21 protein-coding genes are annotated in these 24,081 nt (G+C 34.0%); 11 read left to right on the top strand and 10 right to left on the bottom strand.

The annotated features are described in order from the left end of the window. Nucleotides 1-34 precede the first annotated feature (34 nt). The 4 genes from Q7C23_RS12795 to Q7C23_RS12780 form a co-directional block, all read right to left on the bottom strand. On the bottom strand, nucleotides 35-940 hold the full coding sequence (locus Q7C23_RS12795; RefSeq protein ID WP_375032887.1) for a hypothetical protein: 906 nt from the start codon (nucleotides 938-940) through the stop codon (nucleotides 35-37). Between the two features lie 331 nt (nucleotides 941-1,271). Further along, nucleotides 1,272-3,779, bottom strand: coding sequence for a carboxypeptidase-like regulatory domain-containing protein (locus Q7C23_RS12790; protein ID WP_375032886.1), 2,508 nt, complete (start codon nucleotides 3,777-3,779; stop codon nucleotides 1,272-1,274). Nucleotides 3,780-3,806: 27 nt separating this feature from the next. Continuing rightward, nucleotides 3,807-4,706: a FecR family protein gene (locus Q7C23_RS12785; RefSeq protein WP_375032885.1), complete on the bottom strand. Its 900-nt coding sequence runs from the start codon at nucleotides 4,704-4,706 to the stop codon at nucleotides 3,807-3,809. Nucleotides 4,707-4,755: 49 nt separating this feature from the next. Continuing rightward, a complete protein-coding gene (locus tag Q7C23_RS12780; protein WP_375032884.1) occupies nucleotides 4,756-5,271 on the bottom strand; it encodes an RNA polymerase sigma factor in 516 nt (171 codons plus the stop codon). Between the two features lie 200 nt (nucleotides 5,272-5,471). Here Q7C23_RS12780 and Q7C23_RS12775 point away from each other — a divergent pair, with 200 nt between their 5' ends. From Q7C23_RS12775 to Q7C23_RS12750, 6 genes are all read left to right on the top strand, one after another. Then, entirely contained in the window at nucleotides 5,472-6,491 is a 1,020-nt protein-coding gene (locus tag Q7C23_RS12775) for a hypothetical protein (protein ID WP_375032883.1), read from the top strand. Between the two features lie 182 nt (nucleotides 6,492-6,673). After that, on the top strand, nucleotides 6,674-7,258 hold the full coding sequence (locus Q7C23_RS12770) for a TetR/AcrR family transcriptional regulator (protein ID WP_375032882.1): 585 nt from the start codon (nucleotides 6,674-6,676) through the stop codon (nucleotides 7,256-7,258). 58 nt (nucleotides 7,259-7,316) lie between these two features. Then, a complete protein-coding gene (locus Q7C23_RS12765; protein WP_375032881.1) occupies nucleotides 7,317-8,369 on the top strand; it encodes an aldo/keto reductase in 1,053 nt (350 codons plus the stop codon). A gap of 229 nt (nucleotides 8,370-8,598) precedes the next feature. Further along, nucleotides 8,599-9,240 carry an NAD(P)H-binding protein gene (locus tag Q7C23_RS12760; protein WP_375032880.1) on the top strand — a complete coding sequence of 214 codons (642 nt, stop codon included), beginning with the start codon at nucleotides 8,599-8,601 and terminating at the stop codon, nucleotides 9,238-9,240. A gap of 341 nt (nucleotides 9,241-9,581) precedes the next feature. Then, nucleotides 9,582-10,352: an alpha/beta hydrolase gene (locus tag Q7C23_RS12755; RefSeq protein WP_375032879.1), complete on the top strand. Its 771-nt coding sequence runs from the start codon at nucleotides 9,582-9,584 to the stop codon at nucleotides 10,350-10,352. A gap of 47 nt (nucleotides 10,353-10,399) precedes the next feature. Next, nucleotides 10,400-11,215: an alpha/beta fold hydrolase gene (locus Q7C23_RS12750; RefSeq protein ID WP_375032878.1), complete on the top strand. Its 816-nt coding sequence runs from the start codon at nucleotides 10,400-10,402 to the stop codon at nucleotides 11,213-11,215. Nucleotides 11,216-11,301: 86 nt separating this feature from the next. Here the strand turns inward: Q7C23_RS12750 and Q7C23_RS12745 are convergent, their stop codons facing one another. From Q7C23_RS12745 to Q7C23_RS12725, 5 genes are all read right to left on the bottom strand, one after another. Next, nucleotides 11,302-11,844 carry an isochorismatase family protein gene (locus Q7C23_RS12745; protein WP_375032877.1) on the bottom strand — a complete coding sequence of 181 codons (543 nt, stop codon included), beginning with the start codon at nucleotides 11,842-11,844 and terminating at the stop codon, nucleotides 11,302-11,304. Between the two features lie 48 nt (nucleotides 11,845-11,892). Further along, complete coding sequence (locus Q7C23_RS12740; protein WP_375032876.1) at nucleotides 11,893-13,467, bottom strand: Na+/H+ antiporter; 1,575 nt, start codon at nucleotides 13,465-13,467, stop codon at nucleotides 11,893-11,895. A gap of 183 nt (nucleotides 13,468-13,650) precedes the next feature. Further along, complete coding sequence (locus tag Q7C23_RS12735; protein ID WP_375032875.1) at nucleotides 13,651-14,982, bottom strand: ATP-binding protein; 1,332 nt, start codon at nucleotides 14,980-14,982, stop codon at nucleotides 13,651-13,653. A gap of 33 nt (nucleotides 14,983-15,015) precedes the next feature. Beyond that, entirely contained in the window at nucleotides 15,016-15,456 is a 441-nt protein-coding gene (locus Q7C23_RS12730; RefSeq protein ID WP_375032874.1) for a response regulator, read from the bottom strand. 11 nt (nucleotides 15,457-15,467) lie between these two features. Continuing rightward, a complete protein-coding gene (locus Q7C23_RS12725; protein WP_375032873.1) occupies nucleotides 15,468-17,294 on the bottom strand; it encodes an ATP-binding protein in 1,827 nt (608 codons plus the stop codon). A 297-nt stretch (nucleotides 17,295-17,591) separates the two neighbouring features. Between Q7C23_RS12725 and Q7C23_RS12720 the strand changes: the two genes are divergently transcribed. Then, the gene (locus Q7C23_RS12720; RefSeq protein ID WP_375032872.1) at nucleotides 17,592-18,017 is read left to right on the top strand and encodes a response regulator; all 426 of its coding nucleotides are present in this window, start codon (nucleotides 17,592-17,594) and stop codon (nucleotides 18,015-18,017) included. A gap of 7 nt (nucleotides 18,018-18,024) precedes the next feature. Here the strand turns inward: Q7C23_RS12720 and Q7C23_RS12715 are convergent, their stop codons facing one another. Next, a complete protein-coding gene (locus tag Q7C23_RS12715; RefSeq protein WP_375032871.1) occupies nucleotides 18,025-19,473 on the bottom strand; it encodes an FAD-dependent monooxygenase in 1,449 nt (482 codons plus the stop codon). 440 nt (nucleotides 19,474-19,913) lie between these two features. Here Q7C23_RS12715 and Q7C23_RS12710 point away from each other — a divergent pair, with 440 nt between their 5' ends. The 4 genes from Q7C23_RS12710 to Q7C23_RS12695 all read left to right on the top strand — a co-directional run bounded on the left by Q7C23_RS12710 (nucleotide 19,914) and on the right by Q7C23_RS12695 (nucleotide 23,969). After that, a complete protein-coding gene (locus Q7C23_RS12710; protein WP_375032870.1) occupies nucleotides 19,914-20,114 on the top strand; it encodes a hypothetical protein in 201 nt (66 codons plus the stop codon). A gap of 65 nt (nucleotides 20,115-20,179) precedes the next feature. After that, a complete protein-coding gene (locus tag Q7C23_RS12705; protein ID WP_375032869.1) occupies nucleotides 20,180-21,961 on the top strand; it encodes a T9SS type A sorting domain-containing protein in 1,782 nt (593 codons plus the stop codon). 47 nt (nucleotides 21,962-22,008) lie between these two features. After that, nucleotides 22,009-23,505: a hypothetical protein gene (locus Q7C23_RS12700; RefSeq protein WP_375032868.1), complete on the top strand. Its 1,497-nt coding sequence runs from the start codon at nucleotides 22,009-22,011 to the stop codon at nucleotides 23,503-23,505. Between the two features lie 269 nt (nucleotides 23,506-23,774). Further along, nucleotides 23,775-23,969: a hypothetical protein gene (locus Q7C23_RS12695; protein ID WP_375032867.1), complete on the top strand. Its 195-nt coding sequence runs from the start codon at nucleotides 23,775-23,777 to the stop codon at nucleotides 23,967-23,969. Nucleotides 23,970-24,081 lie beyond the last annotated feature (112 nt).

Raw genomic sequence — 24,081 nt, 5'->3', positions numbered from 1 at the left:
GGGATTACATGAATTTCTACTAATGGTTAGCAGTTTATATCGCAAGAGGTATGTCTTTTACCGGTACAGGCCAAACTCCCGGGCTAGGGAAACTAATTCCTTTATTTGCGCCCCTTATTTTTGCATCTTGCCCAAAATAATATAAAGGCCAGCCATTGTAGACTAATTGAGATTTGCCAAATACTGTAATAACACTAAATTTAGATTTGTCAAGAATAGAAGGAACAACAATTTTATCTGTTTCATATATTGGCCAAATAGCATTGTTTGAAAAATCTGCTGCTGTAAAATTGTTTACTTTGTAATTGTCATTTACGAAAGTATATAATGTCAAACCTTTTGCGTCTGTAAAATAGGTAGTTAAGCCATCTCCAACAGTATAATCTGATTTGTAGTTTTTACCATCATGTCCCACAAGCTGGCTTCTTACGATCATAATAGAATAATCTGGTTTCGCAATAAACCAAATACCACCAACTCCATCTCCGGTCGTTTGGCCTGGATCTTCTATTTTATTAGTACCTCCATTACCATATGGGTCACTTCCAGAAACCGGCGCATAGTAGTACAAAGGCCATCCTTTATAGGTTAACTGTTTTTTAGAAGACGCTGTAGTAATAGTTCCAAAATCTGAAAATGTTAAACCGGCACCTAGCTTATCAGCCGTTAAATTATCTACATAAAAAGGAGGCCATAATGCCTCGCATCCTCCTGTACAAGAGGATTGTCCTTTTGCATCTGTTGAGAAAAAATACAAAGATCTTCCACTTTTGTCTGTCAGATAAGATCCTAATGTTGCACTTGTAGAAAGTTTAACTTCTGTTTTTACTTCTGGCGGTGTAGGAGTAGTATCATCACTACCGTTATCGCTGCTACAGCTAAGAAAAAAAGTAGTTACTACAAGGGCAATTAAAGCTAATTTAAGTTGTTGTAATTTCATGGTTTTTGTAATTAAGTTACTATTGAAAGGAAAAATTATACTTTGACTGATTCTGTAAAGTATTGTTATCATTATACTTATATATCGAGTATTTGTGCCTTCTTTTAATGGCATTTCGTTCGATGATTTAATTGATTAGGTTACGAACTGTCATTAAAAAGATCGCGATGATGGGTTAGTATTAATTTTTTTAAAGAAGTCATGTTTTTTCTTTTGATAGGATTCAATAGTAAAACAGCCTTGATGTAGATTACCCTACCAAAGAATTGATGTTTTTATAAAAAAAATAAAAAAGGGACAAGTATCTTTTATAAATCTTGTAGAAAATGGTTTACAGAGAAACCCTAAAACTCAGATTAGGAGTTCTTTGCAGTGCGAATGTTTCAACTTCTTCTATAGAATTTGTTAAAGTACTTATTCTATAATATTCGCTAATTTCATTTTTTCGATTTAGGATATTTAAAATGGAGATTCCTAATTTGTACTGAATTCCATTTGCTGTTTCCCATTTGTAAGTAGAGGAAATATTAACCTGCGAAAAAATATGCAGATTGGTGTTGTTTGGTTTGTTGTAAACCAATACGGGAGCTGAAGGATCAATTTGAGAAAGGTCAGGAGAAGTTTTTGGCCTTCCGGAAGACCATTTTGTTCCCAAAGCAATTTTAAAATTGTTTTTCTCGTATATTCCTGCCCAGGATACGGTATGCATTAATTCAAAATTGTTTGGGAAACTTGGATATTCATAATTAGAAAAATGATAGATATTATGGTTGTAAGTATAACTTAGCCAGGTTAGAAAATGATTCATTTTTTTCTGAATTAACATCTCTGTGCCCCAAACTTCATAATCACCAGACATTCTAACAAACTCTAATTGATTCTGAAAACCCTGGCTGGAAGTGGTAATACCATTTACTTTTTTATAAAAATTCTCGATATCCAGCAGCCAGTTATTCTTTTTATAGAATAAATTTAAAGAAAGCTGTTTACTTTTCTGAATAGGAATTGTCGTGTTATCAGAGATGATCCAGCGTCTTTTTTCGATACCAAAATAGTCTTTCTGCAAATCAATGATTTGCTGTAGATTTTGACTTTTTAGCTCGCCGAGTAATTCTATATTTAAATTTTTATTGATACCATAACTAAACTGAACTCGTGGTTCTACAATATACTTTTTAAACTTTTCAATATAGTTAATTCGGGTTCCTGCCTTAAAATAGAGTCTGGAAAGTGTATCATTGTATTTTCCTTCTAAAACTATTGCGTGAATTCTTAGTACGTCTTTAACTTTACGATAGAAATCTGGATTAGTTACCTGCTCTAAATTAGTAACTCCCATTTCATTATATTGATAGCCATCGTTAAAACTAAATTTAGAGTTAATCGTATGATTGTTTTCCATATTTATTCCATTGTTATTAACCGTATTTTCCTGAATTACTATTTGATCTCCAATACTAGTTTTTTGGTTGGCCAAAAGTTCATAGGAAGAGTTGTAAATATTAATTTTAGTGGTATTGAAGCTGTTCCAGTTTCTTTTCCACGACAGGTTTCCACCATAATTTTGTTGGCGTAAAACATTGTTTTCGGATCTGTTTATATCATATACAGTAGCACTCTGAAAAACCTTCAGATTATCTTTAATGGTAATTAAATCCAGGATTAGCTGGTCTTTGCTTCCAATTTTTTGGGCATACTTGAGTGTTGCATCATAGAAACCAAATTTTTTATCACTATGATAATTGACATTTTGATTTTTTGAAAAATCAGTTATTGTGGTGTTTTGAAATACTTTATTGAAATACTCTTTATACGTGGGGGTTTCTATAAAATCAGTAATCGATTTGCGTGCTGAAATTTCGATATAACTCTTTTTTGAAAGATTGTACTTTCCATAAATATCAGCATTAATCATATTTATTCCTGCACTAAAAGAATTTTTCTCTACTGATTCGGGAGTCGAAGAAATCGCCACGACACTCGAAACACTTTCTCCAAAAAAGGCAGAACTTCCATTTTTATAAATCGAAATGGTATGTGCCAAATTAGGGTTAAATACCGATATTAATCCAAAGAAATGTCCTGTTTGAAACATTCGTATTCCGTTCCACAAAAATAAATTCTGATCATGTGTACCGCCGCGTACATTAATGCTCGATACACTTTCGTCGATGCTGTTTACACCTGGTATTTGCTGCATTGTCTGTAAAGCATCTGGTTCTATAAGTCCGGGCAGAATACCAAATTTCTTCGGTTTAATTTCAAATGATCCATCTTTATTTTTTGAAATTCCTGAAGCCAGGATCGCGGATGCTTTAATTTCGGCAAGTTTAGTAATTTCAGATTCTAATTCAATTTGAAGGCAGCTTTCGTAGTTAGCCTTATTGACTGCAATTCTTTTAGTTATAAATCCGACATGACTAATTAAAAGGATACCTTCCTCTTCTTTTTTTAATTCAAAATAGCCTTTTGAATCACTTGTAGTCTGAGTCTTGTCAATTAAACTAATGTTTGCACCTTCAATGGGTTTTTTATCAATACTAGAAAAAATATACCCGCAAATTAGCTGTGGTTCACTATCTTTTTTATAAATATTAATGAATTTGTTGCCAATATTTTCAAAAGATAAATGGGTGTTTTTTGCGAGATATTGTAGTTTTTGGTCTAGGGAAAGTGATTTTTTTGGAGGAGTTAATTCCAGACCGTTAATATTATCCTCAGTATAATTAAAACTAACCTGATGTTGCTGTTCAATGTCAGTTATGATTTTTTTAAAAGGCATAAGTTTTCCTTTGTCCTGAGCAAAAAGATTCAGGACAAGGAAAAATATAAAAAACAAAAAATGAAATTGTTTGGGGAGCAACATTTATTTTTCGTCAAAAATTATTTTATTTTTCGATACTTTTTTAGCCTCCAAATGATATGTTGTACTAATAATTTGCAAAGCGATATCTAAGTTTTTAGCTGGCAATTTCCCTGTGAACAAGGATGTTGTGTCTTTTGTGTTTAATTCGATTGTAATGTTGTATTGCCTTTCAACTTCGTCTAATAAGCTTCTAATGTTTTCTTTATAAAAGCAAATTTGATTGTCTGTCCACGCTGGTTTCAATGAATGTATTCTTGTGTTAGTTTGTTTTCCGTTTTCGAAACTAACACTTTGTCCGTGAGTTAACAGCATTTGAGTGTTGGCATAATTTACTTTTACGCGTCCTTCGTAACATACTACGTCAAATCTGTTTTTTCGGGCTTTAACGTTAAACTGAGTTCCTAAAACCGAGACTTTTCCGAGACTGGTATGTACTTCAAAGCGTCTGCCTTTGGCTACCTTAAAATAAGCTTCTCCCTTTAATTCGAGATGCCTATTGTTGTTCCAATTCCATTTTTTATAATTTATTTCAGAGCCGGAATTTAATACTACTTCAGAATTATCAGGTAGTAAAAAAGTTGTTTTTTCCCCGTAATTAGCTGTTTCGGTTTGAGGTACAAAAAACTTCATTGCAAAAGTAACTCCAAGAAAGAGCAGGAATATAGCGGCTGCTCTAAACATCCATTTTTTGTGTAGCGGTACTACTTTTGGAGCTGTTTTTTTCTGACTGAGAATACTGGACAACATAGCGTTTTCATCCACATCATCTATTTCTAAATGAGCGGTATATTTTTTTATTTTTTGGTATTTTTCGAAATCAGGACTTGCTTCAAATGCAGCTAATTCAGCCGGAGATAAATCATCGTTGAGCCATTTTGCTAATAATCGATCTTTTTTCATTGTACTAGTATTATATATTAAAACAAGTGGAACTAAATTTACCCTACTTTTATAAATCAATTTCTTTACGTAAGCTTAATAAAGCTAAATGAATACGTTTTTCAACTGCCTTGACACTAATGTCTAATTCTAAGGCAATTTGACTGTATTTCTTTCCATCAATTCGATGCATCAAAAAAGCAACACGTTGCTTTTCGTTTAGGTTTTCAATAGCCTTCAAAAGTTTGGCCTGAAATTGTTTTTCTTCGAGAAGGTATTCTGGATTTTCATTTGTTTTGTCCAGACCGGTAAAGTTTTTTTCATATTTCAAAACAACTTTTTGGTGTGCCACTTCGTTAAGACTACTGTTGTTTGCAATGGTATAAATGTATGATTTTGCTTTTTCCAGCGGTACAGAAGAACAGTTTTGCCAAAGTTTGACAAATGCTTCCTGTGCCAAATCTTCTGCCTGATCCATGTTGCCAAATTTGTAGAAAAGAAAATTTCGCAGTGCTTTTATCTGACTTTTAAAAAAAGACGAAAAAATTATTTCGTCACAAGTATTTGATTGGTTTTTATTTAGCATTTGGATTTTCGGTTTGTACGCTGTAAAAGTATTTGTTTTTGCTTTAAGTAGGGTAAAAGGAAAACAGATTGTTTTATACAAGTAAGAAATGTTATTTGTTAGCGTAATTCAAAAATAGAAAAAATGAAACCAAAAGCCTTGATGCCGAATTTATTAAAAACCAGTTTCTTAAATTTTATTACATTTGTAAAAATATCAATATGTTCCCTCTGAAAAAATATTTGTCAATAGCAGTTTTCTTGTTCTTACTTTCTTGTCAAAGTGAAATGGATGAGCAAAACAATAATGCACAGGGAACAATTACAAATGTTTCTCCTCTAACGAGTTATTTGCAAAGGGTGGCAATGGTGCAAACAGTGCAGGATAATATAATTGACGGCTCGACTTACTGCACTATAAAACTACCTTATACCGTTACGGTTAATAACGAGCAAATTGCTGTTAACACCAAAGCAGATTATCAAAAAGTAATGGATAATATCAACGAAAGCACTACCGATGATGATATTGTAAAAATAAGTTTTCCAGTAACGATGGTGTATTACAATTACATCGAAAAAAATATTCCGAATGAGGCTGATTTTAATTCTTTAATCGATTATTGGAATATGTATCCAGATCTTTTATCGAAAATAAATGGATTAAACATTAATTATCCTATTACAATAAATACCTATAACAGTGCAAATCAGGTAGCAGGATCTGTATCGATTACAAGTGATCAGGCGTTTTTTAATTTTATAAAAAGCCTGAAGGGCAGTCAATATATTTCATTGCAGTATCCAATTTCTATAATGGATTACCATAATCAAACAAAGTCTATTACAAATAATTTAGACTTCGAAAATGCTATAAAATATGCCATTGATTATTGTCCGGAAAATAATCTTGTAACACTTGATTTTGCTTCAACTATAACAAGTGGTTCCTGGGAAATACCTTATTATTTTGACGATTCAGAAAAAACTTCCTCTTACAACGGTTACTCATTTGTTTTCAAAAGCGACAAATCTGTAGTTGCCAGCAACGGAACTACTTCAGCAACGGGCACTTGGGAAAGTACTGTACAGAATAATATTAGAGAATTAAAACTAAATTTCAGTACAGAACTGCTTGGTAAACTAAATAATAGTTGGAAATTGTTTGAGTTTAATAATTCGCAAATAAGATTACGCGACGTAAGTAGTAGCACCAGCTATCTTTATTTTGAAAAACAATAATTTCTGGAAGTTAAAAAATAGGCCTTCATCTTATCCTCTATATTTAAATATTTAAAAAACAAGTATAAATAGCTGTTAGTTAGTTAGTTGTATACGAGTTTTGTTAATTTTCTGTTAAAGAGTTAATCTTATTTTGTACTAATCGGTACAATATTATATCTTTAACCCATAATTAATTCAAAATGGCTGGAAGACCAAAAATATTCGACGAACAGGAAGTGATTTCAAAAGCCGCGCAGGTCTTTTGGGAGAAAGGATATGAAGCCGCTTCAGCCGAAGAATTGTTAAAAGCCATGGGAATTGGTAAAGGAAGTTTTTATCTTTTTTTCAAAGGAGGTAAAAAAGAACTTTACGAAAAATCACTGCAGCAGTTTGCTTCTAATTTGCTTTCACGATTGAGAAAAGAAATTTCGGAGAGCCAAAATCCTTTTGAGTATCTGAAAACTTTTTTTCTTGAACTTTCAGAAGGTGCCAATATACATAAGGCAAAAGGATGTTTCATGGGAAATGCTTTAGTTGAAATGGCAGCAAAAGATGAATATACCAGAAAAATGATAGCAAAACTTCTCTTTGAGTTAGAAAAGATCTTTGTTGATATCATCCAGGAAAGCAAAGACAAAAATATTATCAAAACAGATAAAAGTGCTGAACTTCTGGGAAGTCATCTGCTTAATTTATGGAACGGAATTAATATTACCAAACGAATGAATATGAACGACGCTTCTTTGGCGGCGCTAATAAAATTTAATCTCGATATGATCGGGTGATTTTTTTTAATATATTTTGTACCTATTAGTACAAAATAAAATTTAAGCTTTTTATATTATGAAATACAAAATTTTCGGACAGAAAACCGGACTAAGAGTGTCGGAACTGGCATTAGGAACAGGAAACTTTGGAACACGTTGGGGACATGGTTCCGACGAAGAAACCTCAAAAAACATATTCAATAAATACATTGAAGCGGGAGGTAATTTTATTGATACAGCCGATGGTTACCAATTGGGCCAATCAGAAGAAATCCTTGGAAATCTTATCAAAGAAAAACGCCACGATTTAATACTTTCTTCTAAATTCTCTACTGGAGGGTCTACATTATTGACTACAGGAAACAGCAGAAAAAATATAATTCATTCTGTTGAACAAAGTTTAAAACGTCTGGATACTGATTATTTAGATATTTATTGGGCGCATCTTTCTGATGGACAGACACCAATTGAAGAAATTATGAGAGCAATGGATGATTTGGTTCGTCAGGGGAAAATTTTGTACACCGGATTCTCCAATTTTCCTGCGTGGAAGATAGCAAATGCAGCGTTGCTTGCCGAGCTTCGTGGATGGGCTCCGGTTGCAGGAATACAAATAGAATACAATTTAATTGAAAGAGGAGCAGATCGCGAATTATTACCTATGGCGGAATCACTAGGTTTGGGAGCTGCTTTTTGGTCTCCATTAGCCGGAGGAACACTAACTGGTAAATATCGTTCGAATTTGAAAGATGAGACTTCAAGACAACAAGCTTGGGGAGGAGCATTATTAAAAGGTGAAACGGGCAACAGGGAAACTGAAATTTTAAATATGCTAGAAAATATTGCGAATGAAAAAGGAACCAAAATATTAGACATAGCTTTAGCTTGGCTAAGACAAAAACACGACAATAGCGGGTTATCTACTGTGACAATTTTAGGCCCACGAAACGAACAGCAGCTTGCTGATAATTTGAATTCACTAAATGTTACACTTTCCAGCGAAGAGATTGAAAACCTTAATCAAATAAGCACAATTGATTTAGGATATCCCCATAAAATGATTTCAGAAAGTCAGGTGGGTATATTTGGTGAAAGTACCGGACTTGTAGAAGTAAAACATAAAGTTTAAAAACGCAAAAAAATAAGAGAATTTCTAAATAGGTTAAAAGAAAAAAAAGCTAAACGAGGAGTTTAGCTTTTTTTTTACATTTGTTAGAACGCTATCTAAGGTAGTTAAGTTTTTTATATCCTTACCTTAAATGAAATTTTGATAACAATGTAAATTGAAAACCAATTTCGAGATGGAGTCCGGAGGAAAAACAGTAAAACAGTTAAAAAGGAATTTTTAAATTTATATTATGAAAGCATTAGTTATTGGAGCAACAGGTTCGACAGGAGAATTTTTGGTTGACCAACTTTTAGAAGATGCGGCTTATACCTCAGTTACTATTTTCGTTAGGAGATCTATCGGAAAACAACATCCCAAGTTGACAGAACAAATTATCGATTTTTCTAATATAGATTCTTACAAAGATGTAATTATTGGTGACGTGTTTTTTTCTTGTTTAGGAACAACGCTTAAAGCTGCCGGCTCCAAGGAAAATCAAACTAAAATAGACTTTGATATTCCCGCAACGTTTGCAAGACTAGCAAGAGAAAACGCAGTTCCATCTTTTGTTTTGTTATCTGCTTATGGTGCTGCTGCAAAGAGCAAGGTTTTCTATTCTCAGATAAAAGGGAAATTGGAAGATAAAATTGCAGAACTTGATTTCCCACAATATATTATTTTCAAACCTGGATTGTTGTCAAGAGTTGGCACAGATCGATTAGGTGAGAAAATCATGGATAATCTGCTAAGAGCAGCCAATGCAATAGGATTGTTTAGAAAATTCAAGCCATTGGCAACTACTATTTTGGCGAAGAAATTGGCAATTGCTCCAAAAGTTTTACCCAATGGAACTTCTATCATTGAGCTGGATCGAATATTCAGTTTCGGATAGTATTTTTTAGTTTAAAAAGGTATAATTCCTATCAGTTTTTCCGATAAATAACAGAGCGATTCCAGTACTTTTTAAGGAAAAGCTATTTCTTGTTATATATCACAAATGGCATTAAAAATTAGCGAAATGTAGCGAGTAGTAAAAAACATTTTTTATTTAATTGATTGATAATAAGTTATTTGTAATTTAGGTGTAAAGATTGTATTAGTATTTTAGAATTGAAAAATCAGGTAAACAATGTCATTTATTCAAAAAAAGACAGTTGTTGGAATAGTAATTAAAGCTTGAAATTTTAAAATCGTCATTGATAATACATTATTAATCCTTAAATATTAATTCTTATGACAAAATCAAAATACATAATTCTCATCCACGGAAACTTTGTAAATGACGTTAGCTGGGCAAAGTGGAAAACGTATTACGAACAAAAAGGATATACGGTTTATACACCTGCTAATCCGGGACATGATGGAAAACCTGCAGCTTTAAGAAATCAGGTACATCCTGCACTTACTAAAACAGGTTTTATAGATGTGGTTGACAACATTTCGAAACTGATCGACAGTCTTCCTGAAAAACCATTAGTTATTGGACATTCAATGGCGGGAATGGCAGCGATGAAATTGTTAGAATTAAATAAAGTAGCGGCAGCTGTAAGTATAGATGGTGCACCGCCTAAAAATGTATTTCCTCCAATACAAACATTAAAATCAGTGATACCGGCATTTGGCTTTTTTTCTGGTAAAAAGTATTTTATGGGAAGCCGTGAGTGGTATGATAAATGTTTTTTTAATACACTGCCAGAAAGTGAAAGAGCAGATGCTTTTGCAACTTATGCAGTCCCTGAAAGTTATAAAGTAAGCCGTGAGTTGGTCCTAAATTCTTTTTCTAACATTGATTTTAGTACATCACACGAACCTATTCTATTTATTGGAGGAGGTAGTGACAATATTTTCCCACCATCCCTTACAACAACTTTAGCCAATAAATACAAAGACAAAAAAAGTCGTGTCGATCTCAAAATTTTTCAGGGTAAAAGCCATTTCATCTGTGGAGAAAACGGATGGGAAATGGTGGCCGATTATATTTTGGACTGGTATGAAAAACTATAAAAGTGAATTCAATTTAAAGTGATTAATAACCATTAAAAAAAAGTAAAATGAGTACGATTACAGTTAAAGACGGAACAGAAATTTATTATAAAGATTGGGGAACAGGACAGCCTATTTTCTTTCATCACGGTTGGCCATTATCAGGAGATGACTGGGATGCACAGATGTTATATTTCCTTGATCAGGGATTCCGGGTAATTGCGCATGACAGACGTGGGCATGGAAGATCTACACAAACGTATAAAGGAAATGAAATGGATACTTACGCAGCTGATGTAGCAGAACTTACAGCATTTTTAGATTTGAAAGATGCCATACATATCGGACATTCAACCGGAGGCGGAGAAGCCATAAGATATGCTGCAAAATACGGAAGCAGGGTGGCAAAAGTAATATTGATTAGTGCCGTAACGCCTTATATGATTTTGGATGATAACAATCCAGACGGAGTTCCAATCGCAGTATTTGATGATATTCGTTTGAATACAGCCACTAACAGACAACAGTTTTATCACGATATAACGTTCCCGTTTTACGGATACAATAGAGAAGGGGCTGATATAAAAAAAGGAATTCAGGATAATTGGTGGCGTCAGGGAATGAATGGAGGAATTAAAGCACATTATGACTGTATAAAAGCATTTTCGGAAACGGATTTTACAGAAGATTTGAAAAGTGTAGATAAGCCCGTACTTATATTACATGGAGAAGACGATCAGATCGTTCCTTATGTGCCAACAGCTTTAAGAGCTGCTAAATTGGTTAAAAATGGAAAATTAATTACTTATCCAGGTTTATGTCACGGAATGCCAACGACAGATGCAGCAACTATTAATGCTGATATTTTAGCTTTTATTAAATAGTAAGAATCAGATTTAAGTAAAAAATTGTAGAAAACTAAAACCGCAGTATAAACTTCTTCTGAATCTAATGCTGTGGTTTTTTTATATTATTTAATAAATTTAGTAAGTACTTCCTTAAAGAGTGGTGTTTCTGCTTTTTCAAGCCACTCAAAAGCCAGCATATCTGGTGTGATTATTTCAGCACCGTTTTTACTCATTCTTTCAAGCGCTCTTTCTTTATCATGTGAAATTCGGGTGCCAACGGCCGAATCAAGAATAAAAACCTGATAATCCAATTCCAAAAGATCCAGAACAGTTTGCTGTACGCAAATGTGCACTTCAGTTCCTGCAACAATAATTTGTTTTCTTTCTTTTTGGATTTTATCAGTAAGATTTCCCTCGCGAACAGCAGAAAAATAGACTTTTGTTACAATATCTTTTTCTTCGAATTTATCTCTTAAAACCGCTGGTGTTGTTCCTATTTTATGAGGACAATGCTCAGTCAAAAGATTTGGAATACCAATGGTTTGTGCTAAATCTACAACCCAGGAGACACTTTTCATCACTTCTTCATTTTCGTAAATTTTCGGTAATAGTTTTTCCTGTACGTCAATAATGAGTAAAGTAGAATTCGATGGTAAGATTTTCATATGCTTAAATTTAGCGTTAGACAGTTACTCAATCAAATTAATTAAATTTTAAAGAAAGCGCAACTTTTCCTCTTCAATATCCAAATAATACATTTGCCTTCTGACTATGGATTCGTCTAAAGTTTGATCTTCCTTGTTTTTATCAATCAGCCATTGTCTTTGTTCGTTTAACAGATCGAGATAAATAACTTTAAGTTCTTCTCCAATCGATTCGTCGTCTATTCCATTGCTGTGAAGTTCCCATTTTTGGATGAGATGCTGCAATGGTGTATTGTTTTCAACTTCTCCGCTATAATGCGTTTTTAGATACTTTATAGCGTGTTCTGCTAATTCTTTTCGAACCGCATTATACGCCTCTTCGCGCGGTATAGGATCATAAATATCTGTAAGATTAATTTTTTTGATGAAGTAAGGCAGCGTTAGGCCCTGAATGACTAAAGTCAGAAGAATTACAATAAAAGTGATAAACAAAATAAGGTTTCGCTGCGGAAAACCATTTCCGTTATTTAAATAAACAGGTATTGATAATGCTGCGGCTAGAGAAACAACACCGCGCATTCCGGTCCAGCCGAGTATAAAAGGTGTTTTTATACCGGGATTTCTTGTATCCGCTACAGTGATGAAGTTACGGGCAATCATTGTTACAAGTACGGCTCCATACGAAGAAAGTATTCGACTCACCATTAAAACCAACGTAATCAGCACACCAAACCCAATTGCTGAAGGAAGGCTTACTTCTTCAAGGCCTTTGGTAATTTGCGGAAGATCTAGTCCAATTAACATAAAAACGAATCCGTTTAATATAAAACAGAGGCTCTCCCAAACATTTACACCGCGCAAACGAGATTTGCTGGTAAGAAAACGATGTCTGTTATTCGATAAAAGCAAACCTCCGCTTACTACAGCCAAAACCCCGGAACAATGCACTTCTTCAGCGGCCAGGTAAATAATGTAAGGTGTAAGAAGCGTCAGGACAATATCTGCATTTGTATCAGTAGGTAAGTACTTGTGTGCTTTCATAAAAAGCCATCCTATTAGTAATCCTATAGATACTCCGCCAATTATCATCCAGCTAAAACTTGTGGCAGCCTTAACGAATATAAACTGCTCTGTTGCGACAGCGATCATAGCAAATCTGAAAATGATTAAGGAAGACGCATCATTCAATAAACTTTCGCCTTCCAGAATAGAGGAGATTGCTTTTGGTACCTTGACAAACTTTAAAATAGCACCTGCACTAACTGCATCTGGTGGAGATACAATTCCACCCAATACAAACCCTAATGCCAGCGAAAATCCAGGAATAAAATAATTGGCAACAAGTGCAACTGAAAGAGCTGACAGAAAAACGACAACAAAAGCAAAGCTTGTAATTATTCGTCGCCAGCGCCACATTTCCTTCCACGAAACGGTCCAGGCAGCTTCATAAAGTAGAGGAGGAAGGAAAATAAAAAATATGAGTTCAGGTTCAATATTAATTACGGGTACACCCGGAATAAAACTAATGGCCAATCCCGCTAATACAAGCAAAATAGGATAAGCCACTTTTATTTTATTTGCTATCATAATCAGCAATAAAATAACTATTAATATACCAAGATAAAAAGGGAAGTTATCAAGCATTCTTTTAATTTATAAAAGGAAAAATTAATGTTGTATTTAACTACACAGTCTGTTTTTTTTGAAATATTTAGATATACCATTGCAGATATTAGATCAGATTAAAATGTTATTTGATTGATTTTTATCTGATCAGAAAATATTCTTTAGCTAATTTAATTAATTTTAGCAGAACATCTACGGAGACTAATGCATTTCATATTCGCTATGTAAATCACTAGCAATAACTTCTGAAAATTGTTTATCGGTTTTTAAATCTTCCGGGATTTTCTTAAAGTTTTTATTAATTGGTATGTAGATGTTAAATGTAACGCCCTTATTTAGATTCCCATCAGCAATTATAATTCCGTTGTGGTTCTCTACAATCTTCTTTACTATGGCTAAACCAATTCCAGTTCCGGAATAATCCTCAGTATGATGCAGTCTCTGAAAGATGACAAAGATATTTTGATTGTACTGCGCTTCGAAACCAATTCCGTTATCCTGAAAAGTAAAATTCCAGTAATCACAAATTTGCGGACTGTTTGGCAAATTAAGCGCTCTAAATTCTTCATTTTTAAGAATCGAAGAATGTATTGTAATTTGAAGAGGAACTTCAGGTAAGCAAAACTTTAGAGAGTTGCTTATTAGATTGTAAATTAGCTGTCTAAACTGAAAGGCCATAATATTAACCGGCATCAATTTATTTATTTTAAAAATAGCTTTTTTATGATGGATAGTATCATTAAGTTCTAATTTTACATCATCAATAATGTCTTGTAGATCAGTTGTTTCGTATTGATTGTCGACTGTACTGACCCTGGAAAAATCTAACAAGTCTTCTATGAGTTGTCTCATTCTTGTTGCTGCGACATGTATACGGTTCAAATTGTTTTTTCCGTCTTCGGTCATGGTTTTCATTTCTTTTTCCATCATGATTGAAATGAAGATTTGAATTTTTCGAAGCGGCTCCTGAAGATCATGGCTGGAGATAAAATTGAAGGCAAGCAGCTCTTTATTTGCATTTAGCAATTCAATAGCCCTTTTTTCTTTTTCAGCGTTTTGAAATTCCAGTTCCTGATTTGCTATAAGCAGTGCTGCAGTTTGTATCCTTAGTTTCTGGAGGAGGTCTTCTTTTTCAATTAGTTCCTCAGCTTCTTTAAGGGCACGTGTAATTTTTTGCAGTAAAGACGAAAAATTATTTTTAGATACATAATCTGTAGCACCTTCTTTTATAAGCATTACGGCATTTTCCTCACCAATAGTACCTGAAATAATTATAAAAGGTATATTGAGTTCCCGGTCTTTAATTATTTTAAAGGCAGAACCCGCATCAAACGCGGGTAGTGAATAATCTGATAATATAATATCCGGACAAAAAGTATCAAGTGATTCTTCAAAAGCTTTTCGGGATTCCACTATTTTTGAGCTAAATGACAATCCAGATTTTGTCAAATGCCTTACTATTAAGTCCGCATCAGCAGTATTGTCTTCTAATAACAAAACTTTTATATCTTTTTTAATTTGATAAGGAATCATAGTTTCAGATTAAATAATTGTTCGCTTCTAACTTTAGAGTGCTGGCTGACTGAGTATCATCCAGTACATACCCATATCTTTTATGGCATTAAAAAAATTACTACTGTCTACTGGTTTTACGATATAACTGTTGGCTCCCAAACTGTAGCATTTAGCTATATCGGGATCCTCTTGAGAAGAAGTCAGGATAACTACCGGAATTGATTTAAATTGAATATCACCTTTAATTTTTTCAAGCACCTGTATTCCGGACATCTTTGGCATCTTTAAATCCAAAAGAAAAAGTTTTGGATGCGATTTTGGATTTCTTTCGGAATAAATTCCTCTACAGTACATAAAATCAAGCGCTTCGGCTCCGTCTTTTACATGTAAAAGTTTGTTTGTAAAACCGCTTTTGTTTAAGGCGCGTATAGTTAGTGTAGCATCTTCCATGCTGTCTTCGGCAAATAAAATTTCAATATCGTCGTAATTCATTTTTTTATTTTTTAATGTTTAATATCTGGCAGGCTAAAGTAAAATTTTGCACCTGCATCTAATTTTGATTCTGCCCACACTGTTCCATGGTGTCGGTTTACTATTTTTTGCACTATCGCAAGTCCGATGCCTGTTCCTGAGAACTCCTCCTGTGAGTGCAGACGCTGGAAGACACCAAATAATTTATCATAATATTCCATGTCAAAACCGGCTCCCCAATCTTTTATACTATAGATAATTTTATCATTTTTGGAAGTTGATGTTATCTTAATTCGGGTTTCTGATTTATATTTTGAATATTTAATTGCATTTGAAATTAAATTGATCCATACTTGTTTAATTAAAGACGGATCTCCATTTGCCGGAGCAAGTTCATCGATTTCGAATATTGGTGTGTTTTCGCCTTTTTCAATGGTTAAATCGCTTATAACAGTATTTACAAGTGACTTCATATTTATATCCATAGAGGATACCTGTTTACGACCTAATTTGCTGAAGGCTAGTAAATCATCGATAAGAACTCCCATTTTATTGGAATTTTTTATGATGCCGTTGAGTACATTTTTTCCATCATCGTCAATGGCATCACTATGATCTTCGATTAGAATTTGTGTATATCCATTAATGGCACGTATTGGTGCCCGAAGATCGTGCGAAACAGAATAAGAAAAGGACTCCAGTTCTTCCTGAGCTTTCTTGAGCTCATCGTTTGCAAGTGTCAATTCTTTAGTACGTTTTTCCTGATAAGCAAGTTCCCGATTGGTAACAATCAATTCGGCTGCACGCTTTTCTTTCTCCACTTTTCTTTTTTGTTTCAGAATATTTTCGGCTGCTAATTTCTTATTGGCAATAATCAACTCCGCGGCACGTTTTTCTTTTTCTTTACTCTGAATGGCAAGTTCTTTATTGGCAATGATTAATTCAGATGCTCTTTGCTCTTTTTGTTCATTCTGAAACTTTAGCTCCTTGTTGGCAATAACTAGTTCTGCAGCACGTTTTTCTTTCTCTTTATTCTGAAAAGCGAGTTCTTTATTAGCAATGATTAATTCAGATGCCCGTTCCTCTTTTTGTCCGTTCTGAAATTTCAGTTCTTTATTGGCGACAACGAGTTCGGCTGCACGTTTTTCTTTTTCTACATTTTGAAAAGCAAGTTCCTTGTTTGCAATAACCAATTCTGATGCTCTTTTTTCCTTCTCTTGTGCCTGAACAGCCAACTGTAAAAATTGTGTTTTGGCAAGCGTAATGTCTGTAGCAATTTTTAAGATCTTATAGGGTTTGCCGTGAATGTCTAAAATGGGTGTGTAACTACCCAAAAGCCATATTAATTTTCCATTTTTAGCAACGCGAATAAATTCATCTTTTTGATACATCCCTTTTTTTAAACTGGTCCAAAATAATTTATAAGCATTCGATTTTGAGTAGGAGGGATCAACAAAAACACTATGATGTTTTCCCAGTAAATCAATTTCACTATAGCCCATAATGGCAAGAAAAATTTGATTGACACTTAAAATATTGCCTTCGAGATCGAACTCAATTGAAGCATTAGTAGTATTTATGGCGTTGATGTGATTGTTTAGTAACTGCTCTTTTGCCTTTAACTGTTCTTTTAAGATTTGAATTTCTGCCAGCTGTTTTTCATTATTCTGAAGGGCAGATTTTGTAATTAGAGGCTCAATTTCTAAAGTTTTGTTTGTCTTTTGATTATTCGGAGTTGACAGCCCTTTTTTTGAGATGTCTGGAGCTGTACTGTTTTGATTCTTTTCTTTTTGATGAAAAGTTATCTGATCTGGAGAAAGGAGTGTTTCCTTTTTGTCATTTTTTTCTTTAATATTCATATAATGCGAAGTTATATTTAGAAAAATAATGGCAGTAATTTGCTGGAAAAGCACCTATATTTTAGTAATTATTAGAACGGAAACCTTAAATTTAAATTAAGGAAATTATGGTTTTTAACGAATATAGTGAAATTAACTGATTAAACGCTTACTTATTTATAGTATTATAAAAAGTAAGTGAATACAAGATCATGATTTTTAACGACTTTGGCACTTGCTTTCGGAAATTTTGTATTCCGTTTAATTTAAAAGAGTACCTTTCCCATCAGTATAAATAACCTTAAAGTTGAAAAATTTATGAACAAGGGAGGACCAATAATCATTATAGAAGATGATCAGGATGATCAGGAAATCCTTGGGTTGGTATTTAAAGAACTTCATTATAAGAATGAAATTATTTTTTTTAGTGATGGAGAATCAGCACTTGATTATCTTACAACAACAGCTATCGAGCCCTTTATTATTTTCTCAGACATCAATATGCCCAAATTAAACGGGATCGAGTTGCGTTCAAAAATTCATGAAAATGAAGATTTAAGAATGAAGTCCATTCCTTACTTATTTTTTACAACAGGTGCAGAACAAAAACATGTTGTAGAAGCCTATTCAAAATCGGTACAGGGATTTTTTATAAAACCATACGATTTTATAGAAATGAAAGATATGATAAAAAGTATAGTGGAATACTGGCAGAAATGTGTTTCGCCCAATTATATAAAGTAGAAGAAGGCTAAAAATCTTTCTTCTTTAAACACCTTCCTCTGGGTTCATCGCCTTCATGAAGCACAATGTAAGAATGTAGGAATTCCGCAGCCTCAGCAGAATCTTTCACTTTAACAGCACTGCGTTCTAACATTTCGGATTCAAATTCAGTTAAAACACTTTCTCTTAGACCATTTTTCTTCCAATGAGCTAAAGATTTACATCCTTTTGCAATGCCTCGAGCTAGCGAGAGTGCATCCAGTAATGCTTGGTTTGCACCTTGTCCTTTAAAAGGACTCATAGGGTGGGCTGCATCTCCAATCAAAGTAGCTTTACCACTTTTCTCTAATAATTCTGAACTAAGTAATTCCCTGTCGTATACAGGATAACCGGAAATCTGAGCTTCCAAAGTTGCGGCTATAATCTGTGGAATAGGAGTGTGCCATTGCGTTCTGCGACAAGCTTCTTCCTTGAGTGCCTGAGTTCCCTGAGCACTTAATACTTTAGCTTCTTCCTCTGTCATCGGAAAACTAAGCTGCCACATTATAGAGTCGGATGTGTATGGCATCATGTAGATTCGTTCATTACCGTTTGCAGTTTGAAATACTGTAGCCGAATCCAGAAGAGAACTTTCAAGGTCTTTTAACGCACTTAAGGGACAAATACCCAATATCACAATACAGCCAAGATAACGCAAAGGAGTAGTTTCTTCACCAATCAATAATCGTCGGACAGAACTTCGAATTCCATCAGCGCCTATAACAAGATCAGCCTTAACGTTCTTTATTTCATCATTAACCTGAAAAGATAGAGTAACAGACTCATCATCAGTTTCTTTAAAATCTACTAATTGATGTCCCCATTGTACTTTTTTGTCTCCACCTAGTTGTTCTAACAAAGCTAAACGCAAAGATTGACGGGCTATATGAATATTGGTACGCTTTAGAGAATTTTTAGCCTCTGATTGTAGCCACTTTCTAATTCCCCATTCTCCAATCACTTTCCCATCAGTAGTGTGAACCAAATGTCTTGTTGAGGTTACACCTTCTTCTAAAGAAAATATACCAAGCCCCTCAATCGCTTTACTGGCTTGTTGCAAGGTAAGTCCATAACCTTGAGATCGTGCATCAAAATTAGTATCGCGTTCATAGAGAGTAAAAGGAATACCACGGTGTAAACAACCTACCGCCAGCGCCACTCCGCCAATACCGCCACCAATAATAGCAACGTGAGGATAGTTTTCAATATCAGCAATAGGAGAGGTGTCAGAAGTAATTAATCCCGATCCGGAACAATTCAGACATAAATATAAGTGCGCTTTAGGACGAACAGGAGTTTTTCCCTCACCATTCGATTTTTCAAACTGATCGAGTTCGGTTTGGTAGCGGAGTCGTACTTTCTTACTGAGCCTTTGACTTTTTTTGCCTCGTCCCTGACATTCAGGACAAGTAGACCAGCTTGTTTGTTTATCCTCCACTTTTATTACTTCCTTGAATTATGCTATTTGTCTTGAGTACCTCTCTAAGAAAATAAGCTTATATCTGTTTGATGCCGCAAATTTAAAACAAAAGTGCACCAGTACAAGATTAGTTTATCATTTTTTGGGTGAAATTCAATTTTAAAAAAGAAATCATATAGAAAATATGGTAAAATGTATTCTTTTGAAAATGTGATTCTTACGAAGTCTTACATGGGAATTATATAACTTTTTAAGTTTTAGATGTAAGTTTATTATGTAAGATAAATCGTAATTTCACAAAACCAAAAACATTAAGATGCAAAAGGGAATTACCTACTGCAATCTAAATTATTAGGAATATAAGTCCTTTTTATATTCAAAATTTCATCTGATAATATCTTATTTTTTTCTCTAGAACTTTGTTTTAGCAGCTATTCAATGCCCCAAAATTAAATATTATGAAATGTAAAATGACAATGTTAACTGTATTCTTATTATTTTTTTTATCACTGAAGATTTATTCGTTTCAAGGCGGCCCCCCGCCACCTACGATTCCTCCTCCTGTGGGATTACCTGTGTCTATTGATGATCAAATCTTATTTTTAATTGGTACGGGTATTTTATTAGGTCTTTTTATAGTAGGAAAAAAAAAAGCATAGCACCTGTGCTACTCCTTCGATTTATAATTATGTATGTTGTTTTGTTGTACCTCTAAATTGGAATTATGAAAAAAATACTATTCTTATTACTACTTAGCACTACAAAATGTTTAGCTCAGATTTATTTTGGATCTACTGCCAGTATGTACGTTAAAAATGAAATTCTTTTTGTGAAGCAAAACATTAATTTAGAAGCAAACTCGAATTTATACCTTCGAAATAATGGACAATTAATTCAGGGTACAACTCTTTCATCTACCAATATCGGGCAGGGTAAATTATCGGTGTATCAGGAAGGAACAAGCGATAATTTTGAATATAATTATTGGTGTTCACCCGTGGGAAATGCAACTGCCTCCATTGTCGGAAATGAAAGTTTCGGGATTACAATGCTAAATCAGCCAACCACATCAACGTTATCAAATCCTGCAACAATTGTGAGTAATTACAATGGAACAGCGAATCCGCTTGCAATTTCATCAGTGTGGATTTATAAACTAATTAACGCCAATAATTATTCGCAATGGGTGTTTGTTGGTAATGCAAGTACATTAGCTGCCGGAGAAGGTTTTTCTATGAAAGGAACCAGCGGAACAGATAGTACTAATCCCGAAGGAACAGGGATTGTAAACAACCCCGGAAGTGCCCAGCGATATGATTTTAGAGGAAAGCCAAATGATGGAAATATTACTATCAATTTAGGCGCTAATAATTCAACCTTAACGGGTAATCCATATCCATCGGCATTACATTTAAATGCTTTTCTATTAGATTCGGATAATGTGGCAGCTGGAGGAATCGCCTATTTTTGGGAACAGGACAAAACAGTGAATTCTCATTATCTGGCCGCTTATAGAGGTGGTTACGGAAGTTATTCACCAATGTCTCTGGGTGTTGATGGTGTATATGTACCGGCAACCTTCAATTCTTACAATCAGGATGGAACTTTGAATACAACAGGTTTGTCGTCCTCATTATCTATCCCCCGCAGATATGCACCAATAGGTCAGGGATTTGTAGTTTTTGCCAATGCTAATGGTACAGCGACCTTCAAAAACGCACATCGTGTATTTACCAAAGAAGGCGTAGGTGTTTCTCAGTTTGAAAAACAGACAAAAGATACAGCTAATAAAACGGACAATAATGATGAAGCAGTCATTTTCCAGTATTTTAAATTAAATACAATTATTGACAATAAGTTTACCCGACAGCTGGCACTGGCTTTTTTGCCTGAGGCTACAGACGGAGTAGATATTGGTATCGATGCCCTAAACATGGATACGAGTCCTCCAAATGATGTCGCTTTCCGGATTGAAAATGGTAGTTATGTTATTCAGGGAGTAAATTTTGACCAGGCCAAAAAAATACCATTAACAGTAAAAGCAACAACTAGTGCTACATTTAAATTTTACATTCCCGAAGTAATCAACTTTGACACTTCTCAGTCCATTTATCTTTATGATGCTCTTGATCAATCCTATCATGATATTAAAAATGAAGGTTATCAGGTAACCGTTGCTCCCGGGATATATTCGGACAGATTTAAAATCACCTTTACAAGCGAGACACTGGGTGTAGTTGAACTAAATGAAAAGCAATTTATAATTTTTCAGGACAATAATAACAATGCTTTAAAAGCATCAAACCCCAATAATATTGCAATTAAGACTTTTAAAATCTACGATATACTGGGTAAGGTAGTTTTATCCAAAAAGGATTTGGGAGCAGATTCCAATTTTTCTTTTTCAACTAATGGCTTAAGTCAGGGAATTTATATCGTTGAGTTTTTAACAACAGACAATGAAAAATTGACACAGAAAGTGGTTATCTCAAACTCAAACAGATAATTAAAGTATAAAATTGGAAATCACAAGCAACCCTAAATAGAGAAATTATGATAAATATATCTACTCCAAAAAATACAAGAATGATAGTATTACTGTTTTTCTTTTTAACATTTATTGGACACGCACAAATTGGTATTGGAACTGTTACACCGAACGCAAGTTCTGTTTTAGATATTACTTCTACTACTCAAGGTATACTTGCACCGAGAATGACCACAGTACAGAGAAACGCAATTGCATCTCCTGCTGATGCATTGCTTGTTTATGATACTGATGTAAAATCATTTTATTACTATAATTCTACTACTTCGTCCTGGGCAATTCTTAGTGGCGGAACCCTTCCAAGATTAAATTTCAAGCGAATTAGAGCCGGCGACAACCTGGCTGTTGTTCTTGCTGCGGAATTAACAGCTGGTGCGGGTGCCAAATATGTTTTAAATGCCAATACATTGTATGAAATTAATGGCCAGGTCGTGTTTAATTTGCCTATAGATTTAAATAACGCCTATCTGGACGGTTTGGATGCTAATGAAGATATTATAGTGAAAACATCAGGCGTTCTTTTTGATGGTACTGCGGGCGGCAGCATTAGAAACCTTACTATTACAACACCAGGCGCAACTGTATTTAATTTAAATGCTGCGTCATCGACCTCAACCTTTTTACTTAGAGATACCATAATTGCAAATGCAACAAGTGTTGGAACTATATCTGGTTATGGATTAGTTTTTTTGAGTATCGTCAATTTTTCAGGAAATACAAATGGTATTACTTACAATAATATCGGTCAGTTGCTATTGAGCAACCAGGCATGGTTTATCAATAATGCAGGCACGTATGAAAAATTTACCGGAACATTTAATTTGATAGAAAAACAAGGAGGTTTCTCTAATGTTGGTCCCGGAGCATATGGTGTGGATGTTTCTACAGCGGGTCTTACAATTAGTGGCGATGCTGTTTTAGAATCTGTTGTTTTTACCGGTGCTACTCCTGCTAATTATGTTAAACCATACACTACAGGAACTTACACGGGGTATAACTTCAACAACAGCTGGTCAGTTAGGGCTGCAGGAATTCCTACCGAGACAGATGCAAATGCTGTAGGAGATTTAGCTATAGACTACGCTGTAGGTACTGGCATTGGTGTTTCTTTTACAAACGGTGCAAATCCCAGTAATATTGTAAGAGTCGGAACTGGAACTACAGTCTCGACAGCATCAAATTTATTTCGCTTTTCTACAGACGGCGTTCCTTACCGCCTGAAATATCTCGGAAAAAAGAAAAGAATTTTTCAAGTTACAGGTTCTATTTCTTTTCAGGTTCCAGCGGCAGGCATTTATATAATTTATATTGCTAAGAATGGAACCATTATATCTCAGTCTAAAATTTATGGTAGAGGCGCGGCCGCATCGGACATTGTAGTCCTTCCATTAAATGCTTCAACTGAATTAAATACCAATGATTATATTGAGGTATTTGCACAGCGTTACTCCGGATCAAATGGAGATATTGTTGTCCCAAATATGAATCTAATTGTTAAATAATTAGAAAAAACATTTCGGTTGTTTTGAAGTTTATTAGATTGTCATCATAAAAATATAATTCACCGGCTTCTTATAATAGTAAAAGATTTTGCAGTAAAATAAAATGGAAGATTATGTTTATTATGGACACCAGCTTTATGCGTAAATTTTAATGAATATTAAAAAATATAATTGGCTGAATAGTGGTATTTTATAACTTTTAAAAATGATTATATAAGTAACAAGCTAATTATTTAAAGTAATTTTAGTAAAACTTAAAATTACATATTATGAACACAAATAATAAAAATCCGAAACCCAATAATCAAAAGATTGGCGCTGATAAAAGTGATACTAAAAAACATCAATATAAAGAATATGATGAGGTTTTAACAAATGATGAAAATTATGATGGTGATACTCATAAATTTAAAGGTGAAGCACCTGAATTAGACGATAAGATGGATAATGAAGAAAAAAAATAAAAACCAGAAGGTCAAAAAAAAGTCTCAAATAAAATTGAGGGCACTGAAAAACATCCCTTATTTTGATCAGGTTTATTTTTTAGACAAAAAAAACGCTTATAACAGGATTTAA

Source organism: Flavobacterium sp. LAR06 (assembly GCF_041946075.1).
In the GTDB taxonomy this organism is placed as follows: Bacteria; Bacteroidota; Bacteroidia; order Flavobacteriales; family Flavobacteriaceae; genus Flavobacterium.
Note: the sequence above shows the minus strand (reverse complement) of the source record. Positions and strands in the feature narration are given on the sequence as shown.

Coding starts and splice junctions, on each gene's coding strand:
- Q7C23_RS12705 (WP_375032869.1), top strand. CDS start 20,180: ATGAAAAAAATACTATTCTTATTACTACTTAGCACTACAAAATGTTTA.
- Q7C23_RS12760 (WP_375032880.1), top strand. CDS start 8,599: ATGAAAGCATTAGTTATTGGAGCAACAGGTTCGACAGGAGAATTTTTG.
- Q7C23_RS12765 (WP_375032881.1), top strand. CDS start 7,317: ATGAAATACAAAATTTTCGGACAGAAAACCGGACTAAGAGTGTCGGAA.
- Q7C23_RS12795 (WP_375032887.1), bottom strand. CDS start 940: ATGAAATTACAACAACTTAAATTAGCTTTAATTGCCCTTGTAGTAACT.
- Q7C23_RS12740 (WP_375032876.1), bottom strand. CDS start 13,467: ATGCTTGATAACTTCCCTTTTTATCTTGGTATATTAATAGTTATTTTA.
- Q7C23_RS12775 (WP_375032883.1), top strand. CDS start 5,472: ATGTTCCCTCTGAAAAAATATTTGTCAATAGCAGTTTTCTTGTTCTTA.
- Q7C23_RS12735 (WP_375032875.1), bottom strand. CDS start 14,982: ATGATTCCTTATCAAATTAAAAAAGATATAAAAGTTTTGTTATTAGAA.
- Q7C23_RS12785 (WP_375032885.1), bottom strand. CDS start 4,706: ATGAAAAAAGATCGATTATTAGCAAAATGGCTCAACGATGATTTATCT.
- Q7C23_RS12725 (WP_375032873.1), bottom strand. CDS start 17,294: ATGAATATTAAAGAAAAAAATGACAAAAAGGAAACACTCCTTTCTCCA.
- Q7C23_RS12700 (WP_375032868.1), top strand. CDS start 22,009: ATGATAAATATATCTACTCCAAAAAATACAAGAATGATAGTATTACTG.
- Q7C23_RS12710 (WP_375032870.1), top strand. CDS start 19,914: ATGAAATGTAAAATGACAATGTTAACTGTATTCTTATTATTTTTTTTA.
- Q7C23_RS12755 (WP_375032879.1), top strand. CDS start 9,582: ATGACAAAATCAAAATACATAATTCTCATCCACGGAAACTTTGTAAAT.
- Q7C23_RS12745 (WP_375032877.1), bottom strand. CDS start 11,844: ATGAAAATCTTACCATCGAATTCTACTTTACTCATTATTGACGTACAG.
- Q7C23_RS12780 (WP_375032884.1), bottom strand. CDS start 5,271: ATGCTAAATAAAAACCAATCAAATACTTGTGACGAAATAATTTTTTCG.
- Q7C23_RS12750 (WP_375032878.1), top strand. CDS start 10,400: ATGAGTACGATTACAGTTAAAGACGGAACAGAAATTTATTATAAAGAT.
- Q7C23_RS12730 (WP_375032874.1), bottom strand. CDS start 15,456: ATGAATTACGACGATATTGAAATTTTATTTGCCGAAGACAGCATGGAA.
- Q7C23_RS12770 (WP_375032882.1), top strand. CDS start 6,674: ATGGCTGGAAGACCAAAAATATTCGACGAACAGGAAGTGATTTCAAAA.
- Q7C23_RS12720 (WP_375032872.1), top strand. CDS start 17,592: ATGAACAAGGGAGGACCAATAATCATTATAGAAGATGATCAGGATGAT.
- Q7C23_RS12695 (WP_375032867.1), top strand. CDS start 23,775: ATGAACACAAATAATAAAAATCCGAAACCCAATAATCAAAAGATTGGC.